Here is a 23916-nt window from a genome sequence, read left to right as displayed (position 1 = left end):
TCCCTTTCTCTGTTTTATTGCTTCAGTTCTTGTCGTAACCTGCGGATATAATATATTTGCAGAGATTATGTTTTTTGTCGTTTTATTCATTAAGATTCTATTTATTCATTCCACTTTGATCTTTTTAGTCTTGGTCACAAAGAGATTATGCCGCATGACTAAGCGGTGGCGCGATTTTGGCTGGATAAAAGACAGTGTGGACCCTATACTGCGCACTCGGATAGCTTTATTTTTTAATGCAATGATGAATTCATCATCCGCCCCGGGTTTTATGAATGCATTATCTTATCGTAAGGAGCGCAGGTGAAAATTAATTTCAGAAAGGTCTGCATGTTCTGGGGAGGGATGGATGCTTTATATATAGCACACTACTTTTGGTATAAAATTGCACAGAAACAAGTTCCTTTTGTCGATGATATTTTAAATTTTACAAATATATATTCTGATCATGGCAGCAGTTATTTACTGGTTACTATATTTGTTTTATCAATGCTCACAACGCTGTCGATTGTTTTTTCTGCTCTACTCCTCTTTTTATGCTGGGATCGGGTTTTCTGCGTGGTCGTGGCGCAGACCCCACTGCGCCTGTTGCTTGTGATACCTTCTGTCACTTTTTTACCGTGGTTAGTTAAGTCTATTGCGCCCGGTGAAATAGTGGTTGCGATAGTTTTATTGTTACTTTCTGAGGTTACAAAAATCGGTTCATTTTTGATTGCAATTCGACTGGAGAAGAGAGTTTTACTGTAGATAACGTGTTTATTTTAAAAAGGATGGATTAATGAATAAAAGTATCATGGAGTGTTACCTTGAAGGCTGGAAGAAAACCTTTGTCTATAAAGGTCAGACGACACGCAGAGAATTATTTCTATTTATATTAGTCAATGCCGTTATCATTTTATGCATTGCCGGAATAAGCTACTTATGTTTGGTCGGTTTTATGGCAGACCATACCAGCAGAGGCGGAATGATGCTGGTATGGGCCTGGTTTGTCTACTTTCCTCTTCAGACATTTGCTCCATTAATACTGTTAGCACCGATAATTTCTCTTGGTATCAGAAGAATGCACGATACAGGAAGATCAGGTTGGTGGTTCGGCGGAGCGCTTTTGGTAAACCTGTTTGTGCTGCCTCTTATTCTTACTGGAATTCATAATGCCATTGTTGCAATAACAGATGACACCTCTGGGCAGCAGATAACGAGTGTTATCAGTATGGTATTAAATTCGATTGCCGTCTTTTATACGCTGTGGCTATGTTGCTTACCGACAAAAACGAAAGCACAACATTAAAAACATGTCTGTGTGCTGGCCGTGTGCCGGAAACATCAGGGTATCTTGCCCGCGTCTTGCCCATTTTTCACCCAGTCACCAGGTTATTCTGATGACTGGATCTCAAAATTGACCCTCTCTTTTGATGCAAAAGAAACGCTGTTTTATAAATCGGTGACACGCGTAACGACACTCTTTGCGTTTTTGCCACGCGATTCTTTGCGATGGCAGAAACAGAAAGGTATCAACAAAGCGATACTTTTACTGTAGCCGTGTAAAAGCTCCCGGACGAGGTTTGCTTACAGGGAGTCTCCTAAAACTGATTAGGGTTGACGGCAATGAAAACACGTAAAATTGGACTCGCAAATTATCTTGCTTATGGGTCAGGCGATTTCCTCGGCGCGGGCACAACTGCGCTGACCGCGGCCTGGCTTTTATATTTTTATACGACCTTCTGTGGACTCTCACCTATTGAAGCTACGTTCATCTTTGCTGCGGCAAGGGTGCTGGATGCGGTAGTCAGCCCATTAATGGGCTTTTTAACCGATAACTTTGGCACAACCTGGCTTGGCAAACGCTTTGGTCGCCGTAAGTTCTTTATTCTGATTGGTATCCCCTGCGTATTTAGCTATTCCCTGATGTGGGTAGGGGACATGGGCTTCTGGTATTACTTGCTGACTTATCTGGTGTTTGATGTTGTTTACACCATGATCTTAGTGCCCTACGAAACCTTAGTGCCGGAAATGACCGATGACTTCAAACAGAAAACCAAGTTTTCGGGCGCCCGTATCTCAATGGCGCAGATGTCAGCCATTCTGGCTTCCTTCCTGCCGGGTATTTTGTTGACGCAATTCGGTAAGGACAATGCTGTCTCCTTTTTCTATGCGAGCCTGGTGTTCTCCGTTCTTTGTGCGCTGATGCTGACGTTCGTGTGGTTCTTTACCTGGGAACGCCCGCGTGAAGAGTGGACGGAAGCGGCGTTGCGTGCTGAAGAAGAGAAAAAGAAACTCTCATTAGGGCAAAGTCTCAATCGGCTGTTTGTGGAGTTAAGTTCTACGCTGCGTATCAAGATATTCCGCCAGCATCTGGGGATGTATCTCGGCGGGTATATTGCTCAGGACGTGTTCAACGCGGTCTTTACGTATTACGTGGTATTCGTCCTGATGCAGGAAGCCTCAATGGCCTCAAACCTGCTGGGTACAATGGCTATCTTCCAGTTCATCGCTGTGATTGCCATGATCCCGCTTTGCATCCGGTTCGGGCCCGCGCCGTCATATCGTATGGTTGTCGTGTTGTTTGGCCTGGCGTCAATGTCTTACGCAGTGCTCTACTACGCCGGTCTGAGTGATCTCTATTCATTGCTGCTGCTGGTTTCTGCGGTGGCAGGTCTGGGGCGCGGCGGTATCAACTACGTGCCATGGAATACTTACACCTATATTGCCGATGTGGACGAAGTGATCACTGGCCAGCGGCGTGAGGGGATCTTCGCGGGGATCATGACGCTTACCCGTAAGGCGTCTCAGGCAGGGGCGATAATGCTGGTGGGCATCGTGATGCAGATGTCTGGTTTTGTCAGTGGACAAAAAGTACAGCCTGCGGAAGTGAGTCACACCATTCTGATGATCCTGAGCTTTGGCACGATCGCCGTTCTGATTTGCGGCTTCCTGGTGTCATTACGCTTCAAACTGAATTTACAAACACACAGCACATTGCGCGAAGAGACGGCAAAAATGCGCGAGTCTGGTCGGGCTATGCCTGAAGGAGCCACTCCGCAGGCCCGCGCCACCGTGGAAATGCTGGCCGGTATGCCGTACGAATCGTTGTGGGGCAACAACAACATCGGTTATCTCAATCGCAATAAGCCTGCTGCACCTTCCCTGAAGGATCGTACGGTACTGAATTCGACATATAACAGAGGTTAAGATTATGAAGGTTTGGCCTGTCAAACAGAGTCCGTTACTGCGTCAACCTGAGCGTTTTATCGCCAGGGATGAACTGAAATCACTGATTAAAAAAGTGACGCTAAATCTGGTCAATATCCATGACAAAACGGGCGATTTCTTACTGCGGCTGGACGACGGGCGCGTGATCGACACCAAAGGATGGGCGGGATGGGAGTGGACGCATGGCGTTGGTCTTTACGGTATCTGGCAGTATTACTGCCAGACCGGCGATGAGAGCATGCGTGACATTATTGACAGCTGGTTTACTGATCGATTCCGTGAAGGGGCGACCACCAAAAACGTCAATACCATGGCGCCGTTCTTAACGCTTGCCTCTCGCTATGAAGAGACCAAAAACCCGGCCTGGCTACCGTGGCTGGATAGCTGGGCTGAATGGGCGATGTATGAGATGCCGCGTACCGACCATGGCGGTATGCAACACATCACCCTCGCCGAAGAGAATCATCAGCAGATGTGGGATGACACGCTGATGATGACCGTCCTGCCACTGGCGAAAATCGGTAAGTTGCTTAATCGACCGGAATACGTGGAAGAGGCGGTGTATCAGTTCCTTTTGCATGTTCAAAATCTGATGGATCGCGAAACAGGGCTGTGGTTCCACGGCTGGAGTTACGATGGGCAGCATAACTTCGCGAACGCCCGCTGGGCGCGGGGAAATAGCTGGCTGACTATCGTGATCCCGGATTTCCTGGAACTGGTTGATTTACCGGAAAATAATGCCGTTCGCCGCTATCTGGTTCAGGTACTCAACGCGCAAATTTCTGCTCTGGCGAAATGCCAGGATGAAAGTGGTCTCTGGCATACGCTGCTGGACGATCCGGATTCCTATCTTGAGGCATCGGCCACGGCAGGGTTTGCCTACGGTATCCTGAAAGCGGTGCGTAAGCGCTATGTCGGCGCGGAATTCGCGGACGTGGCTGAAAAGGCGATTCGCGGCATTGTGCAGAATATTTCGCCGGAAGGAGAGTTGCTGCAAACGTCATTTGGAACTGGTATGGGGAGTAACCTGGTGTTTTATCGAGAGATCCCACTCACCTCAATGCCGTATGGACAGGCCATGGCGATCCTCTGCCTGACGGAATATCTGCGGAAATACTTCTGATAATAAAAAAACCCGGCACTGGCCGGGTTTTTTTATGAAACGATCATTACATCCGTTCTACGGTTTCGATACCCAGGGTATCCAGACCCAGCTTCAGGGTTTTCGCCGTCAGCTGCGCCAGTTTCAAACGGCTGTGACGTACCGCGTCATTCTCGGCAGAGAGAATAGGGCAGTGTTCGTAGAAACCAGAGAACAGACCCGCCAGGTCATACAGATAAGCACACATTACATGCGGTGTGCCGTCACGGGCAACGACGCCCAGCGTCTCTTCAAATTGCAGCAGGCGAGCCGCCAGCTGCGCTTCACGATCTTCGCCGATCACAACGGCAGCATTAGCCAGCACGTTTTCGTCAATGTTAGCTTTACGGAACACGGACAGTACGCGGGTGTAAGCATACTGCATGTATGGCGCGGTGTTACCTTCAAACGCCAGCATGTTATCCCAGTCAAACACGTAGTCGGTGGTACGGTTTTTGGAGAGATCGGCGTATTTCACTGCGCCAATACCGACTGCGTTAGCCAGTTTTTCCAGCTCCTCTGCGGCCATATCCGGGTTTTTCTCTGCAACCAGACGACGGGCACGTTCCAGCGCTTCGTCCAGCAGATCGGACAGCTTCACTGTACCGCCCGCACGGGTTTTGAACGGCTTACCGTCTTTGCCCAGCATCATGCCGAACATGTGGTGTTCCAGTGGAACAGAATCTGGCACGTAGCCGGCTTTACGCACGATGGTCCATGCCTGCATCAGGTGCTGGTGCTGACGGGAGTCGATATAGTAGAGCACACGATCGGCATGCAGCGTTTCATAACGATATTTCGCGCAGGCAATATCCGTCGTCGTGTACAGGTAGCCACCATCCTTTTTCTGGATGATGACGCCCATAGGTTCGCCTTCCTTGTTTTTATATTCATCAAGGAACACAACCGTAGCACCTTCACTCTCGACTGCCAGGCCTTTTGCTTTAAGATCGGCCACGATACCCGGCAGCATTGGGTTGTAGAGGCTTTCACCCATCACATCGTCACGGGTCAGCGTTACGTTCAGGCGGTTATAAGTCAGCTGATTCTGGGACATGGTGATGTCGACCAGCTTGCGCCACATCTCACGGAAGTATTCGTCGCCACCTTGCAGCTTCACTACGTAGCTACGGGCGCGTTCAGCAAACACTTCATCTTCGTCGTAATGTTTTTTCGCTTCGCGGTAGAAACCTTCCAGGTCCGCCAGTGCCATTTCACCAGCATTTTCCTGCTGTTGTTTTTCCAGGTAAGCGATCAGCATGCCGAACTGCGTACCCCAGTCACCGACGTGGTTAGCGCGGATCACTTTGTGACCCAGAAACTCCAGCGTGCGGACAGCGGCATCACCGATGATGGTGGAGCGCAAGTGACCAACGTGCATCTCTTTCGCAACGTTAGGTGCTGAGTAGTCAATAACTACCGTCTGCGCCTGTGGTTGGCTCACACCAAGACGGTCGGATTTCAGCGCCGCGTCAACATGTTGTGCCAGGAAAGCAGGCTCAAGGAAAATGTTAATAAAACCAGGACCGGCGATTTCTGTTTTACTGGCGATACCGTCCAGATCCAGATGAGTCAGCACCAGCTCAGCGAGTTGTCGCGGCGGCATGCCCAGTTTTTTAGCCACTGCCATCACGCCATTAGCCTGATAGTCGCCAAACTGTACTTTTGCTGACTGACGAACCTGGGGTTCGCAATCCGCAGGCGCACCTGCGGCAATCAGTGCCTGACTGACTTTTTCTGAGAGAAGAGCCTGAATATTCACCTGGATACCTTACGTTTTTGACGCGGGTTAACCAACACCCACGGCAGTTTAAGAATTTAGGGCGGGAGTATACTGCAAATGCCTTCTGGCGTCAGCATTGCGCGGGGGGAAGATCGCTCAGAATCCAGGCGGAGAAGGTCTGCATAAACATGCAGGAATAAAAACCCGAATTCAGCGGTTGGTTGACGTCTGGCAACAGAGTAAATTAGCGGCTTTGCGACACGATAAGAGACTGACTTATGGCGAACTGGCTATCCATTGACGAACTGCATGATATTTCCGCAGATTTACCCCGTTTCACTCAGGCGTTCACAGAACTTGCCACCCGTCTTGGACTGGATATCGCGCCGCTTGAAGCAGATCACATTTCTCTGCGCTGCCATCAGAATGCCACCGCCGAGCGCTGGCGTCGTGGATTTGAACAGTGTGGTGAGTTGCTCTCAGAAAACATCATTAATGGCCGTCCCATCTGCTTGTTTAAATTACATGAGCCCGTCTGCGTGGCGCACTGGCAATTCACTGTTGTCGAGTTGCCCTGGCCGGGAGAGAAACGTTATCCGCATGAAGGGTGGGAGCATATCGAAATTGTCTTGCCTGGTGACCCTGAAACCCTGAATGCCAGGGCGTTGTCGCTGCTCTCTGATGATGGGTTAAGCAAACCGGGTGTTTTTGTAAAAACCAGTTCCCCAAAAGGTGAGCGCGAGCGGTTACCAAACCCCACGCTTGCCGTTACCGACGGGAAAGTGACTGTAAAATTTCATCCGTGGACAATCGAACAGATTGTCGCCAGTGAAGAATAACACGTAAGACTTTGTGAACTTACGCTGAGTCCCAAAGTGGAAGGCGTGGGATGATAGCTCGTTTTAGGGACGTTAAGGAGGAAGGAATGGCGCTGCTGGAGATTTGTTGTTACAGCATGGAGTGTGCCGTCACCGCGCAACATTACGGTGCTGACCGTATCGAGTTGTGTGCGGCGCCGAAAGAAGGTGGATTAACACCGTCATACGGTGTGTTGATGTCAGTTCGCCGTGAGGTGACGATTCCGGTTCACCCGATTATTCGTCCGCGTGGTGGAGATTTTTGTTATACGACGGATGAGTTCAGTGCCATGCTTGATGATATCAGGCTGGTACGCGATCTTGGATTCCAGGGCCTGGTCATCGGCCTGCTGGATGAAGAGGGCCATGTCGATATGCCGCGTATGCGTCAGGTTATGAAGGCGGCAGAGGGGCTGGCGGTCACTTTTCATCGTGCTTTTGATATGTGTGCCGATCCGCTTCAGGCATTTGATAATCTTGCAGAACTTGGTGTGGCGCGCATTCTCACATCGGGCCAGCAAGCGTCGGCTGAAAAAGGTTTGCAATTAATTACGGAACTAAAAGCCCATTCCGGTGTTCCAATAGTCATGGCGGGTGCGGGAGTCCGTGCCAGCAATCTGGATAAGTTTTTAAACGCAGGGGTAGAAGAGCTTCATAGCTCAGCAGGCAAGTGGACGCCTTCACCTATGCGATATCGCAATACAGGGTTGTCAATGTCGACGGATGCTGAGGCGGATGAGTATTCCCGCTACGGTGTAGATGGAGAGTCGGTTGCGGTAATGAAATCGATGATTGAACGTTATCACGTGTAGCAACGTAGCGATTTTTACCGCGCATCATGTCGCCCAATATGATGCTTGCTTGTACCAGGCCCCTGCAATTTCAACAGGGGCCTTTTTTTATTCCCCTAACCCTCGCTCCTGTGGGGGGAGGGACGGGATGAGGGGAACATTACGGTTTGGTGGCAATCAACACTGCACGCATCGGCGCTGGATAGCCTTCAATGGTTTTGCTGTGGTCTTCCGGGTTGAGGAATTGCTCCAGTGATTCGGTTACCATCCAGTCTGTACGGCGTTGTTCCTCGATTGAGGTTACGCTCACATCTGCAATACGCACATCAACAAAGCCACACTTCTCCAGCCAGTTTTTCAGCGCCAGGGCAGAAGGAATAAAATAGACATTACGCATCTGCGCGTAGCGATCGCCTGGAACCAGTACGGTATTTTCATCGCCGTCGACAACCAGCGTTTCCAGTACCAACTCGCCTCCGTTCACCAGCTGATCTTTTAGCTGCCAGAGGTGTTCCAGTGGGGAACGGCGATGATAGAGCACGCCCATGGAGAAGACGGTATCAAAGGCATTTAAGGCTGGAAGTTGCTCTATCCCAAGCGGGAGAAGGTGCGCCCGCTGATCGTTACCCAGTAATTTACGTACCGCTTCAAACTGGCACAGGAACAGTTGCATAGGGTCGATGCCGACAACAAGATGTGCGCCTGCGCCAATCATACGCCACATGTGGTAACCGCTGCCGCAGCCAACATCCAGAATGGTTCGACCGCTCAGGTCAGACAGATGTGGCAACACGCGGTCCCATTTCCAGTCTGAGCGCCATTCAGTGTCGATATTCACGCCATATAAGGAGTAGGGGCCTTTGCGCCAGGGCATCAGGTTACGCATCAACGTTTCAATGCGATTTAACTGCCCAGGGCTGAGCGGCTCTTCGCTTTCTGCCGTGACACTGTGCAGGAGATCTAAACGGTGAGGCGTCAGTTCAGGCAGAAACTCAACGGCGTTTGACCACTGTTTTAACAGGCCATGTTGTTGCTCGCGTTGCCAGGTGGCAATTTGCGCAGGCAGTGTTTCCAGCCAGTGAGAAAGATGATTTTTGGCAATCAACTGATAAAAGTTACCGAACTCGATCATGCAGCCACCTCTGCTTTCAATGCCACCAGTGAGCCAAAGTTAAAACACTGGAACCAGAGTTCGCTGTGCTCGAAGCCAGCGCGATGCAGACGCGCTTTGTGCGTTTCAACGGAGTCCGTCAGCATCACATTTTCCAGCATGCTGCGTTTCTGGCTGATCTCCAGTTCGCTGTAGCCATTGGCGCGCTTAAAGTCGTGGTGCATGTTGAACAGCAATTCGCCCACGCTGGCGTCTTCAAAACTGAATTTCTCAGATAACACCAGCGCGCCGCCAGGGTTCAGGCCTTTATAAATTTTGTCCAGCAACAACTGGCGGTCGTCAGGCTCCAGAAACTGCAGGGTAAAATTCAGGACCACCATTGACGCATTTTCAATGTTGATCTCGCGGATATCACCTTCAATGACATCCACTGGCGTGGGTGCTTTGTAGGCATCGAGGTGACGGCGGCAGCGTTCGACCATTGCCGGGGAGTTATCAACCGCAACGATCTTACAACCGTCATGATGAATGTTACGACGAACGGACAGCGTTGCGGCCCCAAGCGAACAACCCAGGTCATAAACCTGCGTACCAGGCTGAACGAAGCGTTCAGCCAGCATGCCGATCATGGAGATAATATTGGAATAACCTGGAACAGAGCGCTGGATCATGTCAGGGAAGACTTCGGCTACCCGTTCATCAAAGGTCCAGTCGCCAAGGCTGGCGATAGGCGCGGAAAAAAGCGTGTCGCGATCAGACATAACGTAAACATCCGGGAAAAATAAAGTGGCGTATTGTGCGCTAATGGAAAGAGAAAACCAACTCCCACGGCATATACCAAAGGTTAGCCAGCACCATCAGCAACAGCGAACACCAGGTTGCACTCATGCCAGAACGACGCCAGCGAAATAAGCGATGATGAAAACCGTAGTAATGCATTAACCGGCCTGCAATCAGCAGAAGACCGCAAACGTGAACCATCCAGGTTTCCGCGCCGTTCATCTCCATAAACAGCAACAAAACGAGCGCGACAGGAATGTATTCCACCGCGTTGCCATGAATGCGAATGGCGCTTTGCAGCTCAGAAAAACCACCATCACCGTAGGAGACGCGATACTGCATTCTCAGGCGCACAACATCAAACGAAAACTTAATCAGCAGTAATGCACCTAACACGGCATACAGCGCGCTGACCATACAAACTCCCTGTTTTTGGCAGATGGCTCGTCTATATGATAGGGGCTGATATCAGAAAAGAGAAGATTGTTGTGGGATAGAAGGCGCTGGTCCGACCGACGGAACCGCAGTTTGTAAGGCTTGCCAGAGAGCATCGACCAGTTCAGGTGACTGGGCAATATCCGGAGTATGCAGGAAAAGGTAGGGCGTAGTGGTTTGCTCCCATACAGGCAACGTGCGCAGCCAGACGGCAAACATCGCCTGATTCTGCTGCATATTGTCACTCCCGATAAAGCGCACCATTGGGTTCGTGGCGGTGACAACCGCATGCACGGGAACCTTTGGTTTTTTCCGTTGAGCCTCAATAACCGCCTCATTATGTGGAATGGCGCTATGCACCGGTCGGCTGTCGAGGATGACACGATTCACCGCGCGCTCATGCAGGCCGCGATTAAGCGCTTTTTCCGCGTCACCTTTTGCGAAAAAATCAGGGTGTCGCACTTCGACACCGTAAGTGAACTCACGAGGCAACGTATCAAGAAACTGCCACAGCGCAGGCAGGTCTCGCGGGCCAAACGTGGCGGGAAGCTGGAGCCAGTATTGTCCGATTCGGTTTGCCAGCGGCGACATTCGGCTCAAAAATTCCTCGGTCAAATCACCGCAGTTACGCAGCGCTGCGTTGTGGGAAATGGTTGCCGGAAACTTAAAGCAAAAGCGGAAGCTATCGGTGGTTTGTTCGTGCCAGCGCGCCACAATTTCGGCCTTTGGCAAGGCGTACAGCGTGGTATTGCCTTCGACACAGTTGAAGTGTCGGGCGTACTCTTCGAGGCTGGTGATACCCAGCCGCACCCATTTCGGGTGCGACCATTGGGGAAGGCCCAGATAGATCATAACGCGCTTACGATCTCTTCTGTGCTGCGTACACGCCCAATGCGCGGGAAGATGTTTGTCATGCTGCCCTTATGCTGGTCAGCCGATGCCGCGCTGCATGCATCTTCTGCAATCACCAGGTTAAAGCCCAGTTCCCAGGCGTTGCGGGCGGTAGATTCCACGCCGATGTTGGTGGAGATCCCACACAGAATGATGGTGTCAATGCCACGGCGGCGCAGCTGTAATTCGAGATCGGTTCCGTAGAATGCGCCCCACTGACGCTTTGTTACCTCAATATCGCTGTCGCATTTACCCAGTTTTTCTGGATAAGCCCACCAGTTAGCAGGCAGTGCGTGAGCAGGCGCTTGCGCATCGACGGGCTGTTTTAATGCTTCAGCGAAGTCTTCAGACCAACCTACACGGACCAGGACAACCGGAGCGCCAACACGACGACATTTTTCTGCCAGGCGGGCAGCACGGTCGACCACATTCCCTGCGGTATGAGGGCCACCGGCAAAGGGCAGTATCCCTTCCTGTAAATCAATCACGACAAGGGCAGTTTTAGTGGCATCAAATGTCAACATGGTTACTCCAGTAAAATGAATCGCTTTGGCCACACCTTACGACGTAAAGGGGGGATGAAGATCGGATAATTTTGTTAATTTTTGTGAGAATGCGCAATAAGAGTGCAGCAAACGTGCGTCAGGCGCGCTTCTCTCTTATCGTATGGCGGAATTTTCAGTATAATAGCCGCCTTTTTTCACCCAGTGGTGACATACAGTTAAAGCTGCGACAAAAGTAGCCTGGAACAGAGGCGACAATCAGCCTGCGGCTAATTAAGGGATATCTCATGCGTACAGAATATTGCGGGCAGCTGCGTCAGTCCCATGTCGGACAGCAAGTTACCTTGTGTGGTTGGGTCAACCGTCGTCGTGATCTTGGTAGCCTTATTTTCATCGATATGCGCGACCGTGAAGGTATCGTTCAGGTGTTCTTCGATCCGGATCGCGCGGATGCATTGAAGCTGGCTTCTGAACTGCGTAATGAATTCTGCATCCAGGTGACCGGTACGGTGCGCGCGCGTGATGAGAAGAACATCAACGCTGAAATGGCGACTGGCGCAATCGAAGTACTGGCCTCCGATCTGACGATCATCAACCGCGCAGAAGCGCTGCCGCTTGACTCAAACCACGTCAATACGGAAGAAGCTCGCCTGAAATACCGTTATCTGGATCTGCGTCGCCCAGAAATGGCTCAGCGTCTGAAAACACGCGCGAAAATCACCAGCCTGGTGCGCCGCTTTATGGATGATCACGGTTTCCTCGACATCGAAACCCCGATGCTGACCAAAGCCACGCCAGAAGGCGCGCGCGATTACCTGGTCCCGTCCCGCGTTCATAAAGGCAAATTCTATGCGTTGCCACAGTCTCCACAGCTGTTCAAACAGTTGCTGATGATGTCCGGTTTTGATCGCTACTATCAGATCGTAAAATGCTTCCGTGACGAAGACCTGCGTGCTGACCGTCAGCCAGAATTTACCCAGATCGACGTAGAAACCTCCTTCATGACTGCCGAACAGGTGCGTGAAGTGATGGAAGCGCTGGTGCGCGGACTGTGGAACGACGTGAAAGGTGTAGAGCTGGGTGATTTCCCAATCATGACCTTTGCTGAAGCGGAGCGTCGTTACGGCTCAGACAAACCAGACCTGCGTAACCCAATGGAGCTTGTGGACGTGGCTGACCTGGTAAAATCCGTCGAGTTCGCGGTATTTTCTGGCCCGGCTAACGATCCAAAAGGCCGTGTTGCTGCTCTGCGTGTACCGAGTGGTGCAGCTCTTAGCCGTAAACAGATTGACGACTACGGCAACTTCATCAAGATCTACGGCGCGAAAGGCCTGGCCTACATTAAGGTGACCGAGCGAGCAAAAGGTCTGGACGGTATTACCAGCCCGGTCGCGAAATTCCTGAATGTGGAAATCGTGGAAGCGATCCTTGAGCGCACTGGTGCGCAAGACGGCGACATGATCTTCTTCGGCGCAGACAACAAGAAAGTCGTTGCCGATGCGATGGGCGCACTGCGTCTGAAACTGGGTAAAGACCTCAACCTGACCGACGAAACCAAATGGGCTCCGCTCTGGGTTATCGACTTCCCAATGTTTGAAGAAGACGGCGAAGGTGGTTTGACTGCAATGCACCACCCATTCACCTCACCGAAAGACATGACGGCTGCTGAACTGAAAGCTGCTCCGGAAGATGCGGTAGCTAACGCCTATGACATGGTCATCAACGGCTACGAAGTGGGTGGCGGTTCCGTGCGTATTCACAGCGGTGAAATGCAGCAGACGGTGTTTGGTATTTTGGGTATCAACGAGACAGAACAGCGTGAGAAGTTTGGCTTCCTGCTGGATGCGCTGAAATACGGTACGCCGCCGCACGCAGGTCTGGCGTTTGGTCTTGATCGCCTGACCATGCTGCTGACCGGCACTGACAACATTCGTGATGTTATTGCCTTCCCGAAAACCACAGCAGCGGCGTGTCTGATGACTGAAGCGCCGAGCTTTGCTAACCCGGCCTCTCTGACTGAACTGGGCATCCAGGTTTTGCCGAAAGTGTCAAAAGAGATTTCGGAGAACGAATAATATGCAATATAAGCGCCCCATTTCTGTCTTAGTCGTTATCTATGCCCAGGACACGAAACGGGTGCTGATGTTGCAGCGATGCGATGACCCTGATTTTTGGCAGTCGGTTACCGGCAGTCTGGAAGAGGGGGAAACCGCATTGCAGGCTGCCGTGCGTGAAGTAAAGGAAGAGGTCACTATCGATGTTGCTCTTGAGCAACTGACCCTGAAGGACTGTCAGCGCACGGTGGAGTTTGAAATTTTTAGCCATTTACGCCATCGCTATGCGCCGGGCATCGACCGTAATACGGAATCCTGGTTCTGTCTTGCGCTTCCCCACGAACGGGAGATCGTGTTCACTGAACATTTGACCTACCGCTGGGTAGATGCGGCGGATGCCGCCGCACTGACCAAGTCGTGGAGCAATCGGCAGGCGATTGAAGAATTTGTAATTAATGTTAATTAATTTCCAGGCATTTCAGTTACCAGGAAGGCGGCAAGGTCGCGAATCACCAGACGCTTACGTTGGTAAGTGACCGGTATGAGCGGGCGCAGCCAACGCACCCGGTAGCTGAAAGGCGAAGGATAATTTTTGAGGAACTTTTTATGGCAGGTCATAGTAAGTGGGCCAACACCAAACACCGCAAAGCGGCACAGGATGCTAAACGCGGTAAAATTTTTACTAAAATCATTCGTGAGCTGGTAACCGCAGCGCGTCTGGGTGGCGGCGATGCCGCTTCAAACCCACGTCTGCGTGCAGCGATTGATAAAGCGCTGTCTAACAACATGACGCGTGACACCCTGAACCGTGCTATTGCGCGTGGTGTTGGCGGTGATGACGACGCGAACATGGAAACCATCATTTATGAAGGTTACGGCCCTGGCGGTACTGCAGTGATGGTTGAATGCTTGTCTGACAACCGTAACCGTACCGTTGCGGAAGTGCGTCATGCGTTCACCAAAACCGGCGGTAATCTGGGAACTGATGGTTCAGTTGCTTACCTGTTCAGCAAAAAAGGCGTCATCTCCTTCGAGAAAGGCGACGAAGATGTGATCATGGAAGCGGCGCTGGAAGCCGGTGCTGAAGACGTTGTAACCTTCGACGACGGTGCGATTGACGTTTATACCGCATGGGAAGAGATGGGCGCTGTACGTGATGCGCTGGAAGCTGCTGGTCTGAAAGCGGATAACGCAGAAGTCTCGATGATTCCGTCAACCAAAGCGGATATGGATGCAGAGACTGCGCCAAAACTGCTGCGTCTGATCGACATGCTTGAAGACTGCGACGACGTGCAGGAAGTGTATCACAACGGTGAAATCTCGGATGAGGTTGCGGCGACTCTCTGATGAGAGCGTATACCCGTCATACTTCAGGCGACAGGTGCGTTGTTTGCGTTCGCTTACCTTCCTGGCGCTCGAATTATATAGGGTGCATGAACCGTTTACAGGAGACGCGTGATGTCGATAATCCTCGGGATTGACCCTGGCTCACGCGTCACTGGCTATGGCGTCATCCGTCAGGTTGGACGCCAGCTAACCTACCTTGGTAGTGGTTGTATTCGCACCAAAGTCGATGATTTGCCGTCACGGCTGAAGCTCATTTATGCAGGTGTGTCGGAAATCATTACTCAGTTTCAGCCAGACTATTTTGCCATTGAGCAGGTCTTTATGGCGAAAAACGCCGATTCGGCGCTGAAACTGGGTCAGGCTCGTGGGGTGGCGATTGTCGCGGCAGTGAACCAGGATCTTCCGGTGTTCGAATATGCCGCACGTCAGGTGAAGCAGACGGTCGTGGGGATTGGTAGTGCAGAGAAAAGTCAGGTACAGCACATGGTGCGCACCTTGCTGAAGCTGCCGGCTAACCCACAGGCTGATGCCGCCGATGCGCTGGCAATTGCGATAACTCACTGCCATGTCAGCCAAAATGCGATGCAGATGAGTGAGTCGCGGCTCAATCTGGCACGAGGCAGGTTACGATAATAACAAATCAGGCTGGATGTTTATCCAGCCTTTTTTTATTATACTCGTCATACTTCAAGTTGCATGAGCGTTGGCTGCACTCGCTCACCCCAGTCACTTACGGGTGTTCGCTCCTGGGGATTTACTCCCTTGCAGCCTTCCTGCAACTCGAATTATTTAGGGCATAACTTCTTCCAGAACGCAGGAGCGTCATGTGATAGGCAGACTCAGAGGCATCATCATTGAAAAACAACCCCCGTTAGTACTGCTTGAAACGGGAGGCGTGGGCTATGAAGTACACATGCCAATGACCTGTTTCTATGAGCTTCCTGATGCCGGAAAAGAAGCCATTGTTTTCACCCATTTTGTCGTGCGTGAAGATGCACAACTGTTGTATGGGTTTAACAATAAACAGGAACGCACCCTGTTCCGTGAACTGATTAAAACCAATGGCGTGGGGCCGAAACTGGCGCTGGCGATTTTATCCGGCATGTCGGCTCAGCAGTTTGTTAACGCCGTTGAGCGTGAAGATCCTGTGGCATTGATTAAACTTCCTGGTATCGGGAAAAAGACGGCGGAACGTCTGATTGTCGAAATGAAAGATCGCTTTAAAGGTCTGCATGGCGATCTCTTTACGCCGGCAGCCGATCTGGTGCTGACCTCTCCTGATTCTCCGGCATCTGATGATGCTGAACAGGAAGCGGTTGCTGCACTGGTGGCACTGGGCTACAAGCCTCAGGAAGCCAGCCGTATGGTCAGCAAGGTTGCCAAACCGGATGCCAGCAGTGAAACCCTGATCCGCGAAGCGCTGCGCGCCGCATTGTGAGGTAAAGGATGATTGAAGCAGACCGCCTGGTCTCTGCCGCCAGTAACACGCCAGAAGATGTCGTGGATCGTGCGATTCGCCCAAAGCTGCTTGATGAGTATATTGGCCAGCCGCAGGTTCGTTCGCAGATGGAAATCTTCATCCAGGCGGCAAAACTGCGTGGCGATGCGCTCGATCACCTGCTCATTTTTGGCCCGCCAGGTCTGGGTAAAACGACGCTTGCTAATATTGTCGCCAATGAAATGGGCGTCAATCTGCGTACTACATCAGGCCCGGTACTGGAGAAAGCCGGTGACCTGGCGGCGATGCTCACCAACCTTGAGCCTCATGACGTGTTGTTCATCGATGAAATCCACCGTTTGTCACCTGTTGTTGAAGAGGTGCTCTATCCGGCAATGGAAGATTACCAACTGGATATCATGATTGGCGAAGGTCCTGCTGCGCGCTCGATTAAAATCGATCTCCCGCCGTTTACGCTGATTGGCGCAACAACGCGCGCGGGCTCTTTGACCTCTCCCTTGCGCGATCGTTTTGGGATTGTGCAACGCCTGGAGTTCTATCAGGTTCCTGATCTTCAGCACATTGTCAGCCGTAGCGCACGCTATATGGGGCTGGAAATGAGTGATGAAGGGGCATTCGAAGTGGCTAAACGCTCTCGTGGAACACCGCGTATTGCAAACCGTTTGCTGCGCCGCGTGCGTGATTTTGCAGAGGTGAAACACGATGGCACAATCTCGGTGGAGATTGCGTCTCAGGCACTGGATATGTTGAATGTGGATGCCGAAGGTTTCGATTATATGGACCGCAAGTTACTGCTGGCGGTGCTGGATAAATTCTTTGGCGGTCCGGTGGGGCTCGATAACCTGGCAGCCGCTATCGGTGAAGAGCGCGAAACCATTGAAGATGTGCTTGAACCCTATTTGATCCAGCAGGGTTTTTTACAACGTACGCCACGTGGGCGTATGGCGACAGTCCGGGCCTGGAATCATTTCGGGATCACCCCACCAGAGATGCCTTAGCTGACGCTTCCCTCTCCCGGCGGGAGAGGGTGAGGGCATCTCATCGCCCTCCAGCTTAACTTGCGGTTTTCTTCATCATACTCAGAATAAACAGCAGCGCCGCGGACAGCACCACTGACGGGCCCGCTGGCGTATCGTAGAACGCCGAGAAGGTTAACCCCCCAGTGACCGCAATCATACCGATAATGACCGCGACTCCCGCCATTTGCTCCGGTGTTCTGGCAAAGCGACGCGCTGTTGCCGCAGGGATGATCAGCAGAGATGTAATAATCAATGCACCAACAAACTTCATTGCCACACCAATGGTTAACGCCGTGACCAGCATCAGCAGTAGTTTCACGCGCTGCAGTTTAACACCATCGACAAACGCGAGATCCGGGCTAACGGTCATCGCCAGCAAATTGCGCCACTGCCAGAATAAAATGCCCAGTACCACAACAACACCAATGGCGATGGAGATCAGGTCTTCTGGTGTGACAGCCAACAGGTCGCCGAACAGGTAGGCCATCAGATCGACGCGGATGTTAGACATCAGACTGACCACCACCAGACCCAGTGAGAGGGCACTGTGTGCCATGATGCCAAGCAGCGTATCAATTGCGAGGTGAGGGCGTTTTTCAAGCCACACCAGACCTGCAGCCAGCAGCAGAGTTACAACAATGACGGCGTAGAAAGGATTTACATCCAACAGCAGGCCAAAGGCCACACCGAGCAGAGAAGCGTGGGCTAAGGTATCACCAAAGTAGGACATTCTGCGCCAGACGACAAAAGAGCCTAACGGTCCAGCCGCGCAGGCCAGCATAATTCCGGCCAGCCAGCCGGGAAGTAACAGTTCAATCATGAGTGTCCATTGCCCCGACGCAGCACAATTCGTCCTTGCAAATCATGGCGGTGATTATGGTTATGACGATAAATACCCAACTGTTCGGCCCCACGGGAGCCGAACATAGAGATAAATTCAGGATGCATTGAGACCACTTCTGGCGTGCCAGAGCAGCAAATATGGTGGTTAAGGCACAGAACTTCATCTGTTTTTGCCATCACCAGATGCAGATCGTGAGAGACCATCAGTACCGCACAATCAAGTTCACGCCGCAGTTGGTCGATTAAATCGTACAGCGCAACCTGGCCGTTGACGTCAACCCCTTGAGTCGGTTCATCAAGTACCAGCAACTGGGGCTGGCTCAACAGTGCCCGCGCGAGTAACACTCGCTGTGTTTCGCCACCCGAAAGCTTCTGTAGGGGGGCATCCATCAGATGTCCTGCCTGAACACGTTTTAACGCGGGAAGCACGTCATCTTTACGCGTACCGGGGCGCAACCGCAGAAAACGGCTGACCGTTAGCGGCAGGGTCGCATCCAGGTGTAATTTTTGCGGCACGTAGCCAATGCGTAACTTGCCATCGCGCTTGATAACACCCGTGTCAGGTGTTACCAGCCCAAGAACCACGCGCACCAGTGTCGATTTACCTGCCCCATTAGGGCCAAGCAGCGTTAAAATTTTGCCGGGTTTCAGATCCAGCGAGACGTCAGAGAGGACGCGGCGCTGACCGAATGACACCGAAATATTTTCGAGAGAAACCAAAGTCGTCATGTCAATTTAAGCTTGCAGAAGTCATCGAATGTTATAATATCACATTCCACGCATTCATTACGATGATTAGTCGCATTATGTTACATAAAAATACGCTTCTTTTCGCAGCATTATCCGCTGCCCTTTGGGGTACAACAGCACAAGATGTTAACGCCGCCGTTGTCGCTTCGCTTAAGCCATTAGGATTCATTGCCTCAGCCATTGCGGACGGGGTAACGGAGACACAAGTCTTACTGCCTGATGGGGCTTCAGAACATGATTACTCTCTGCGTCCTTCGGATGTAAAACGCTTACAGAACGCGGACTTAGTTGTATGGATTGGCCCTGAGATGGAAGCCTTCATGCAAAAGTCGGCCAAGCAGGTTCCTGCGCAAAAACAGGTAACTATTGCTGAGCTGCCAGGTGTGAAACCGTTGCTCATGAAAGGGGCTGATGACGATGGTGACGAACATGACCATGACCATGCCACAGGCGAAAAAGGTGACGACCATCACCATCATGGCGAGTACAACATGCATCTTTGGCTTTCGCCAGAGATAGCGCGGCTCTCGGCGGTTGCAATCCACGACAAATTAGTGGAACTTATGCCGCAAAGTCGAGCCAGACTTGACGCCAACCTGAAGGATTTTGAGGCACAATTAGCCGCAACCGATAAGCAGGTTGGTAACGAGCTCGCACCATTGAAAGGTAAAGGATATTTCGTTTTTCATGACGCCTATGGCTACTACGAAAAACACTACGGCTTGACCCCGCTTGGTCACTTCACCGTCAATCCTGAAATTCAGCCCGGTGCGCAGCGTTTACATGAGATCAGAACACAGTTGGTTGAGCAAAAAGCGACGTGCGTTTTTGCTGAGCCACAGTTCAGGCCAGCGGTCGTGGAAGCCGTGGCCAGGGGAACTTCCGTGCGCATGGGAACCCTGGACCCGCTTGGAACCCCTGTTAAGTTGGGCAAAGAGAGCTATTCACAGTTTCTCAGCCAACTGGCGAACCAGTATGCGAGCTGCCTGAAAGGAGATTAACGAGGAAGTGAATACGTGCAACAGATAGCCCGCTCTGTCGCTCTGGCATTTAATAACATGCCACGACCCCACCGCGTCATGCTGGGGTCGCTTACTGTACTTACCTTAGCGGTCGCCGTCTGGCGGCCCTATGTGTACCATCCACATTCTGCCCCTATCGTTAAAACCATCGAACTTGAGAAGAACGAGATCCGTTCTTTGTTACCAGAAGCCAGTGAACCGATCGATCAGGCTGCACAGGAAGACGAAGCCATCCCGCAAGATGAGTTAGACGATAAAACCTCGTCTGAAGCGGGTATGCATGAATATGTCGTCTCCACAGGCGATACGCTCAGTAGCATTCTTAATCAGTATGGCATTGATATGGGTGATATCAGCCAGCTTGCGGCAGCAGATAAAGACATTCGAAACCTGAAGATTGGTCAGCAACTTTCATGGACACTGACTGCGGATGGTGATTTACAGCGCCTGACGTGGGAAGTCTCTCGTCGCGAAACCCGTACCTACGATCGTACTGAAAACGGTTTCAAAATGAGCAGTGAAGTTCAGCAAGGCGATTGGGTTAATAACGTCCTGAAAGGAACAGTCGGTGCAAGCTTTGTGGCCAGTGCACGTGATGCTGGTCTCACCAGTGCGGAGATCAGTTCTGTGATCAGGGCCATGCAGTGGCAGATGGATTTCAGGAAACTCAAAAAAGGTGATGAGTTCTCGGTGCTGATGTCCCGCGAAATGCTTGACGGTAAGCGTGAGCAGAGCCAACTGGTCGGTGTGCGTCTGCGTTCTGATGGTAAGGATTACTACGCCATTCGTGCTGAAGATGGTAAGTTCTACGACCGCAACGGTACAGGGCTTGCGAAAGGCTTCCTGCGTTTCCCGACGTCCAAGCAATTCCGCGTCTCGTCTAACTTTAACCCGCGTCGCCTGAACCCGGTGACAGGGCGAGTTGCTCCACACCGTGGTGTCGACTTTGCGATGCCACAGGGTACGCCAGTGCTGGCTGTCGGTGACGGTGAAGTCGTGATGGCTAAACGCAGTGGCGCTGCCGGGTATTATGTGGCTGTTCGCCACGGACGCACCTACACCACTCGCTACATGCATCTGCGTAAATTGCTGGTACAGCCAGGGCAGAAAGTGAAACGCGGCGATCGTATTGCCCTTTCGGGTAACACTGGACGTTCTACCGGTCCACATCTGCATTATGAAGTGTGGATCAACCAGCAGGCAGTGAACCCGCTGACGGCGAAACTGCCGCGCACTGAGGGGCTGACCGGGAAAGATCGCACGGACTACCTGGCGCAGGTAAAAGAGGTCGCACCGCAACTGCGTTTTGATTAAGTCCTCGTTTGTTAAGGCCGGCGCACCGTGCGCCGGCTTTTTCTTTTGTACGAAGTAGCCTGCCTCGCTACACTATCTCATTATTCTTAATTTCTGCGTCACCAGACCCTGGAACCAGCATGGAAACAAAAAAAAATAACAGTGAATATATTCCTGAGTTTGAGCCGTCATTTCGTCATCCGCGCAACTGGGGAGCCTGGCTTGGTGTGTATGCGTTTGCAGGTATTGCTTTGTTACCTGCCTCTGTGCGTGATCCTCTCCTCGGTAAAATAGGTCTTTTGGCGGGGCGGATGGGTAAAAGTGCCCGCCGCCGTGCGCAAATCAACCTGTATTATTGCTTCCCTGACAAAAGTGATGCCGAGCGTGAGGCGATCATCGATGCCATGTTTACCACCGCGCCTCAGGCGATGGCGATGATGGGGGAACTGGCGTTACGTGGGCCTGAAAAAATCCTCTCGCGCGTTGACTGGAAAGGGCTGGAAATCATTGAAGAAATGCGGCGCAATGATGAAAAAGTGATCTTTTTAGTGCCACACGGTTGGGGCGTGGATATCCCTGCGATGCTGATGGCTGCCCAGGGGCAGAAGATGGCGGCCATGTTCCATAATCAGGGGAATAAAATCTTCGATTACGTGTGGAATACGGTACGTCGACGCTTTGGTGGGCGCCTGCATGCGCGTAACGACGGTATCAAACCGTTTATTCAGTCCGTGCGTCAGGGGTACTGGGGCTACTATTTACCGGATCAGGACCACGGTGCGGAACACAGCGAGTTTGTGGACTTCTTTGCCACCTATAAAGCAACCTTGCCTGCTATTGGTCGCTTGATGAAAGTGTGCCGGGCGCGCGTGATCCCGCTTTTTCCTGTCTACGATGGTAAAACGCACCGCTTAAGCATTGAGGTTCGTCCACCTATGGATGATTTGCTGAACGCTGACGATCACACCATTGCGCGTCGTATGAATGAAGAAGTGGAAATTTTGGTGGGGCCGCATACCGAACAGTACACGTGGATACTGAAGCTACTCAAAACGCGCAAACCGGGCGAAAAAGAGCCCTACAAGCGCAAAGAATTATTCCCAAAGAAATAAAAAAGCCCCTCGCCCTGAAAAGGTGAGGGGCTCGTACATCCCGCCTTTATTATTCGACGGTCATTACGCGCGTGGTGTTGGTTGAGCCGATAGTGCTCATCACATCACCTTGAGTCACAATGACGATATCGCCAGAGACCAAATACCCTTTATCACGCAGCAGGTTTACGGCATCGGTAGCCGCGATAACGCCATCGTTGGTGCTATCGAAGTAAACCGGTGTCACACCGCGATACAGTGCCGTCAGGTTCAGCGTTCGCTCATGGCGAGACATGGCGAAAATAGGCAATCCGGAGCTGATACGGGATGTCATCAGTGCGGTACGGCCAGATTCGGTCATGGTGATGATTGCTGTGACGCCTTTCAGATGGTTCGCTGCATACATTGCAGACATGGAGATGGCTTCTTCCACGTTATCGAACTGTACGTCCAGACGGTGTTTAGAAACGTTGATACTTGGGATTTTTTCAGCACCCAGGCACACACGCGCCATAGCCGCTACGGTCTCGGCCGGATACTGGCCCGCTGCCGTTTCAGCAGATAACATGACGGCATCCGTACCATCCAGCACGGCGTTTGCCACATCCATAACTTCTGCACGGGTTGGCATCGGGTTGGTGATCATGGACTCCATCATCTGGGTTGCCGTGATGACTGAACGGTTCAACTGGCGTGCACGGCGGATGAGCGCCTTCTGGATGCCGACCAGTTCCGGGTCACCAATTTCTACACCCAGGTCGCCACGGGCAACCATCACAACATCAGAGGCCAGAATCACATCGTCCATGGCATCCTGATTGCAGACCGCTTCAGCACGTTCGACTTTAGCAACAATTTTCGCATCACAACCTGCATCGCGAGCCAGACGGCGTGCATAGTTCAGATCTTCGCCACAACGTGGGAAGGAGACCGCCAGGTAGTCCACGCCAATTTGCGCCGCAGTAATGATGTCAGCTTTGTCTTTATCGGTCAGCGCTTCGGCTGACAGGCCACCACCAAGTTTGTTGATGCCTTTGTTGTTAGACAGTGGTCCGCCGACAGTGACTTCGGTGAACACTTTCATCCCCTGAACTTCCAGAACTTTCAACTGAACGCGACCGTCGTCAAGCAGCAGAATGTCGCCAGGAACGACGTCAGCAGGCAAGCCTTTATAGTCGATACCGACTTTCTCTTTATCACCTTCGCCTTTACTCAGGTTGGCATCCAGCAGGAATTTGTCGCCGATATTGAGGAATACTTTACCTTCTTTGAAGGTTGATACGCGAATTTTCGGCCCTTGCAGGTCGCCGAGAATAGCGATATGGCGGCCCAGTTTTGCCGCAATTTCGCGCACTTTATCTGCACGTAATTTATGATCTTCCGGTGTACCGTGAGAGAAGTTCATACGCACCACGTTTGCGCCGGCGGCAATAATCTTTTCAAGATTATTATCGCGATCGGTTGCCGGGCCTAAGGTGGTTACGATCTTGGTTCTGCGAAGCCTTCTGGACATGTAATACTCCGTTGACTGAAACAACTTTGGTGTTGCGTGAACATTAAATCGGCGTTCTGCTCGCTGCAAGGCAACAAGGAACG

Annotated in this window: 24 protein-coding genes; 15 read left to right on the top strand and 9 right to left on the bottom strand. The window is 51.7% G+C overall.

Features of this window, described 5'->3' with window-relative positions; genetic code table 11:
* Window positions 1-303: 303 nt before the first annotated feature.
* From HV346_RS13485 to HV346_RS13470, 4 genes are all read left to right on the top strand, one after another.
* Window positions 304-747, top strand: a complete 444-nt coding sequence (locus HV346_RS13485; protein ID WP_181619844.1) for a hypothetical protein — start codon at window positions 304-306, stop codon at window positions 745-747.
* 31 nt (window positions 748-778) lie between these two features.
* The gene (locus tag HV346_RS13480; protein WP_181619843.1) at window positions 779-1288 is read left to right on the top strand and encodes a DUF805 domain-containing protein; all 510 of its coding nucleotides are present in this window, start codon (window positions 779-781) and stop codon (window positions 1286-1288) included.
* 317 nt (window positions 1289-1605) lie between these two features.
* Window positions 1606-3189, top strand: a complete 1584-nt coding sequence (locus tag HV346_RS13475; protein ID WP_181619842.1) for an MFS transporter — start codon at window positions 1606-1608, stop codon at window positions 3187-3189.
* Window positions 3190-3193: 4 nt separating this feature from the next.
* Window positions 3194-4333, top strand: coding sequence for a glycoside hydrolase family 105 protein (locus tag HV346_RS13470; RefSeq protein WP_181619841.1), 1140 nt, complete (start codon window positions 3194-3196; stop codon window positions 4331-4333).
* Between the two features lie 46 nt (window positions 4334-4379).
* On the opposite strand, the gene argS is transcribed toward HV346_RS13470, so the two are convergent.
* Window positions 4380-6113 (bottom strand): arginine--tRNA ligase, encoded by a 1734-nt coding sequence (gene argS / locus HV346_RS13465; RefSeq protein WP_181619840.1) that lies wholly within the window; start codon window positions 6111-6113, stop codon window positions 4380-4382.
* A gap of 239 nt (window positions 6114-6352) precedes the next feature.
* Here argS and HV346_RS13460 point away from each other — a divergent pair, with 239 nt between their 5' ends.
* Entirely contained in the window at window positions 6353-6913 is a 561-nt protein-coding gene (locus HV346_RS13460; protein ID WP_181619839.1) for a VOC family protein, read from the top strand.
* Between the two features lie 86 nt (window positions 6914-6999).
* Entirely contained in the window at window positions 7000-7743 is a 744-nt protein-coding gene (gene cutC / locus HV346_RS13455; RefSeq protein ID WP_181619838.1) for a copper homeostasis protein CutC, read from the top strand.
* Window positions 7744-7882: 139 nt separating this feature from the next.
* Here the strand turns inward: cutC and cmoB are convergent, their stop codons facing one another.
* Genes cmoB through HV346_RS13430 form a run of 5 tightly spaced genes read right to left on the bottom strand, consistent with a single transcriptional unit; the run spans window position 7883 to window position 11463 of the window.
* On the bottom strand, window positions 7883-8854 hold the full coding sequence (cmoB, locus tag HV346_RS13450; protein ID WP_181619837.1) for a tRNA 5-methoxyuridine(34)/uridine 5-oxyacetic acid(34) synthase CmoB: 972 nt from the start codon (window positions 8852-8854) through the stop codon (window positions 7883-7885).
* Complete coding sequence (cmoA, locus tag HV346_RS13445) at window positions 8851-9594, bottom strand: carboxy-S-adenosyl-L-methionine synthase CmoA (RefSeq protein WP_181619836.1); 744 nt, start codon at window positions 9592-9594, stop codon at window positions 8851-8853. Before cmoA ends, cmoB begins: the two co-directional genes overlap by 4 nt.
* Before the next feature lie 40 nt (window positions 9595-9634).
* Complete coding sequence (locus HV346_RS13440; protein WP_181619835.1) at window positions 9635-10030, bottom strand: MAPEG family protein; 396 nt, start codon at window positions 10028-10030, stop codon at window positions 9635-9637.
* Window positions 10031-10081: 51 nt separating this feature from the next.
* A complete protein-coding gene (locus tag HV346_RS13435; protein ID WP_181619834.1) occupies window positions 10082-10900 on the bottom strand; it encodes a DUF72 domain-containing protein in 819 nt (272 codons plus the stop codon).
* Window positions 10897-11463, bottom strand: a complete 567-nt coding sequence (locus tag HV346_RS13430) for a hydrolase (RefSeq protein WP_181619833.1) — start codon at window positions 11461-11463, stop codon at window positions 10897-10899. The genes HV346_RS13435 and HV346_RS13430 overlap by 4 nt, the downstream gene beginning before the upstream one ends.
* Window positions 11464-11729: 266 nt before the next feature.
* Here HV346_RS13430 and aspS point away from each other — a divergent pair, with 266 nt between their 5' ends.
* The 6 genes from aspS to ruvB all read left to right on the top strand — a co-directional run bounded on the left by aspS (window position 11730) and on the right by ruvB (window position 17300).
* Window positions 11730-13517 carry an aspartate--tRNA ligase gene (aspS, locus tag HV346_RS13425; protein WP_181619832.1) on the top strand — a complete coding sequence of 596 codons (1788 nt, stop codon included), beginning with the start codon at window positions 11730-11732 and terminating at the stop codon, window positions 13515-13517.
* A gap of 1 nt (window position 13518) precedes the next feature.
* The gene (gene nudB, locus HV346_RS13420; protein ID WP_181619831.1) at window positions 13519-13962 is read left to right on the top strand and encodes a dihydroneopterin triphosphate diphosphatase; all 444 of its coding nucleotides are present in this window, start codon (window positions 13519-13521) and stop codon (window positions 13960-13962) included.
* Window positions 13963-14102: 140 nt separating this feature from the next.
* Complete coding sequence (locus tag HV346_RS13415) at window positions 14103-14843, top strand: YebC/PmpR family DNA-binding transcriptional regulator (protein ID WP_181619830.1); 741 nt, start codon at window positions 14103-14105, stop codon at window positions 14841-14843.
* A 111-nt stretch (window positions 14844-14954) separates the two neighbouring features.
* Window positions 14955-15476: a crossover junction endodeoxyribonuclease RuvC gene (gene ruvC / locus HV346_RS13410; RefSeq protein ID WP_003859749.1), complete on the top strand. Its 522-nt coding sequence runs from the start codon at window positions 14955-14957 to the stop codon at window positions 15474-15476.
* Between the two features lie 193 nt (window positions 15477-15669).
* Complete coding sequence (gene ruvA / locus HV346_RS13405; protein WP_181619829.1) at window positions 15670-16281, top strand: Holliday junction branch migration protein RuvA; 612 nt, start codon at window positions 15670-15672, stop codon at window positions 16279-16281.
* Window positions 16282-16289: 8 nt separating this feature from the next.
* Window positions 16290-17300: a Holliday junction branch migration DNA helicase RuvB gene (gene ruvB / locus HV346_RS13400; protein ID WP_181619828.1), complete on the top strand. Its 1011-nt coding sequence runs from the start codon at window positions 16290-16292 to the stop codon at window positions 17298-17300.
* 55 nt (window positions 17301-17355) lie between these two features.
* Here the strand turns inward: ruvB and znuB are convergent, their stop codons facing one another.
* Both znuB and znuC read right to left on the bottom strand, forming a co-directional pair.
* Window positions 17356-18141, bottom strand: coding sequence for a zinc ABC transporter permease subunit ZnuB (gene znuB / locus HV346_RS13395; RefSeq protein ID WP_181619827.1), 786 nt, complete (start codon window positions 18139-18141; stop codon window positions 17356-17358).
* The gene (gene znuC / locus HV346_RS13390; protein ID WP_181619826.1) at window positions 18138-18893 is read right to left on the bottom strand and encodes a zinc ABC transporter ATP-binding protein ZnuC; all 756 of its coding nucleotides are present in this window, start codon (window positions 18891-18893) and stop codon (window positions 18138-18140) included. Before znuC ends, znuB begins: the two co-directional genes overlap by 4 nt.
* Before the next feature lie 77 nt (window positions 18894-18970).
* On the opposite strand from znuC, the gene znuA reads away from it, so the two are divergent.
* The 3 genes from znuA to lpxM all read left to right on the top strand — a co-directional run bounded on the left by znuA (window position 18971) and on the right by lpxM (window position 22341).
* Window positions 18971-19915 carry a zinc ABC transporter substrate-binding protein ZnuA gene (znuA, locus tag HV346_RS13385; RefSeq protein WP_181623779.1) on the top strand — a complete coding sequence of 315 codons (945 nt, stop codon included), beginning with the start codon at window positions 18971-18973 and terminating at the stop codon, window positions 19913-19915.
* A 15-nt stretch (window positions 19916-19930) separates the two neighbouring features.
* Window positions 19931-21250 carry a murein DD-endopeptidase MepM gene (mepM, locus tag HV346_RS13380; protein WP_181619825.1) on the top strand — a complete coding sequence of 440 codons (1320 nt, stop codon included), beginning with the start codon at window positions 19931-19933 and terminating at the stop codon, window positions 21248-21250.
* 119 nt (window positions 21251-21369) lie between these two features.
* Window positions 21370-22341, top strand: a complete 972-nt coding sequence (lpxM, locus tag HV346_RS13375; RefSeq protein WP_181619824.1) for a lauroyl-Kdo(2)-lipid IV(A) myristoyltransferase — start codon at window positions 21370-21372, stop codon at window positions 22339-22341.
* 49 nt (window positions 22342-22390) lie between these two features.
* Here the strand turns inward: lpxM and pyk are convergent, their stop codons facing one another.
* Window positions 22391-23833 carry a pyruvate kinase gene (gene pyk, locus HV346_RS13370; RefSeq protein ID WP_181619823.1) on the bottom strand — a complete coding sequence of 481 codons (1443 nt, stop codon included), beginning with the start codon at window positions 23831-23833 and terminating at the stop codon, window positions 22391-22393.
* Between the last annotated feature and the right edge of the window lie 83 nt (window positions 23834-23916).

This window comes from Enterobacter sp. RHBSTW-00994 (assembly GCF_013782625.1).
Taxonomy (GTDB): Bacteria; Pseudomonadota; Gammaproteobacteria; order Enterobacterales; family Enterobacteriaceae; genus Enterobacter.
Note: the sequence above shows the minus strand (reverse complement) of the source record. Positions and strands in the feature narration are given on the sequence as shown.

Coding starts and splice junctions, on each gene's coding strand:
- HV346_RS13480 (WP_181619843.1), top strand. CDS start 779: ATGAATAAAAGTATCATGGAGTGTTACCTTGAAGGCTGGAAGAAAACC.
- HV346_RS13475 (WP_181619842.1), top strand. CDS start 1,606: ATGAAAACACGTAAAATTGGACTCGCAAATTATCTTGCTTATGGGTCA.
- HV346_RS13470 (WP_181619841.1), top strand. CDS start 3,194: ATGAAGGTTTGGCCTGTCAAACAGAGTCCGTTACTGCGTCAACCTGAG.
- HV346_RS13460 (WP_181619839.1), top strand. CDS start 6,353: ATGGCGAACTGGCTATCCATTGACGAACTGCATGATATTTCCGCAGAT.
- cutC (WP_181619838.1), top strand. CDS start 7,000: ATGGCGCTGCTGGAGATTTGTTGTTACAGCATGGAGTGTGCCGTCACC.
- cmoB (WP_181619837.1), bottom strand. CDS start 8,854: ATGATCGAGTTCGGTAACTTTTATCAGTTGATTGCCAAAAATCATCTT.
- cmoA (WP_181619836.1), bottom strand. CDS start 9,594: ATGTCTGATCGCGACACGCTTTTTTCCGCGCCTATCGCCAGCCTTGGC.
- HV346_RS13440 (WP_181619835.1), bottom strand. CDS start 10,030: ATGGTCAGCGCGCTGTATGCCGTGTTAGGTGCATTACTGCTGATTAAG.
- HV346_RS13435 (WP_181619834.1), bottom strand. CDS start 10,900: ATGATCTATCTGGGCCTTCCCCAATGGTCGCACCCGAAATGGGTGCGG.
- HV346_RS13430 (WP_181619833.1), bottom strand. CDS start 11,463: ATGTTGACATTTGATGCCACTAAAACTGCCCTTGTCGTGATTGATTTA.
- aspS (WP_181619832.1), top strand. CDS start 11,730: ATGCGTACAGAATATTGCGGGCAGCTGCGTCAGTCCCATGTCGGACAG.
- nudB (WP_181619831.1), top strand. CDS start 13,519: ATGCAATATAAGCGCCCCATTTCTGTCTTAGTCGTTATCTATGCCCAG.
- HV346_RS13415 (WP_181619830.1), top strand. CDS start 14,103: ATGGCAGGTCATAGTAAGTGGGCCAACACCAAACACCGCAAAGCGGCA.
- ruvC (WP_003859749.1), top strand. CDS start 14,955: ATGTCGATAATCCTCGGGATTGACCCTGGCTCACGCGTCACTGGCTAT.
- ruvB (WP_181619828.1), top strand. CDS start 16,290: ATGATTGAAGCAGACCGCCTGGTCTCTGCCGCCAGTAACACGCCAGAA.
- znuB (WP_181619827.1), bottom strand. CDS start 18,141: ATGATTGAACTGTTACTTCCCGGCTGGCTGGCCGGAATTATGCTGGCC.
- znuC (WP_181619826.1), bottom strand. CDS start 18,893: ATGACGACTTTGGTTTCTCTCGAAAATATTTCGGTGTCATTCGGTCAG.
- znuA (WP_181623779.1), top strand. CDS start 18,971: ATGTTACATAAAAATACGCTTCTTTTCGCAGCATTATCCGCTGCCCTT.
- lpxM (WP_181619824.1), top strand. CDS start 21,370: ATGGAAACAAAAAAAAATAACAGTGAATATATTCCTGAGTTTGAGCCG.
- pyk (WP_181619823.1), bottom strand. CDS start 23,833: ATGTCCAGAAGGCTTCGCAGAACCAAGATCGTAACCACCTTAGGCCCG.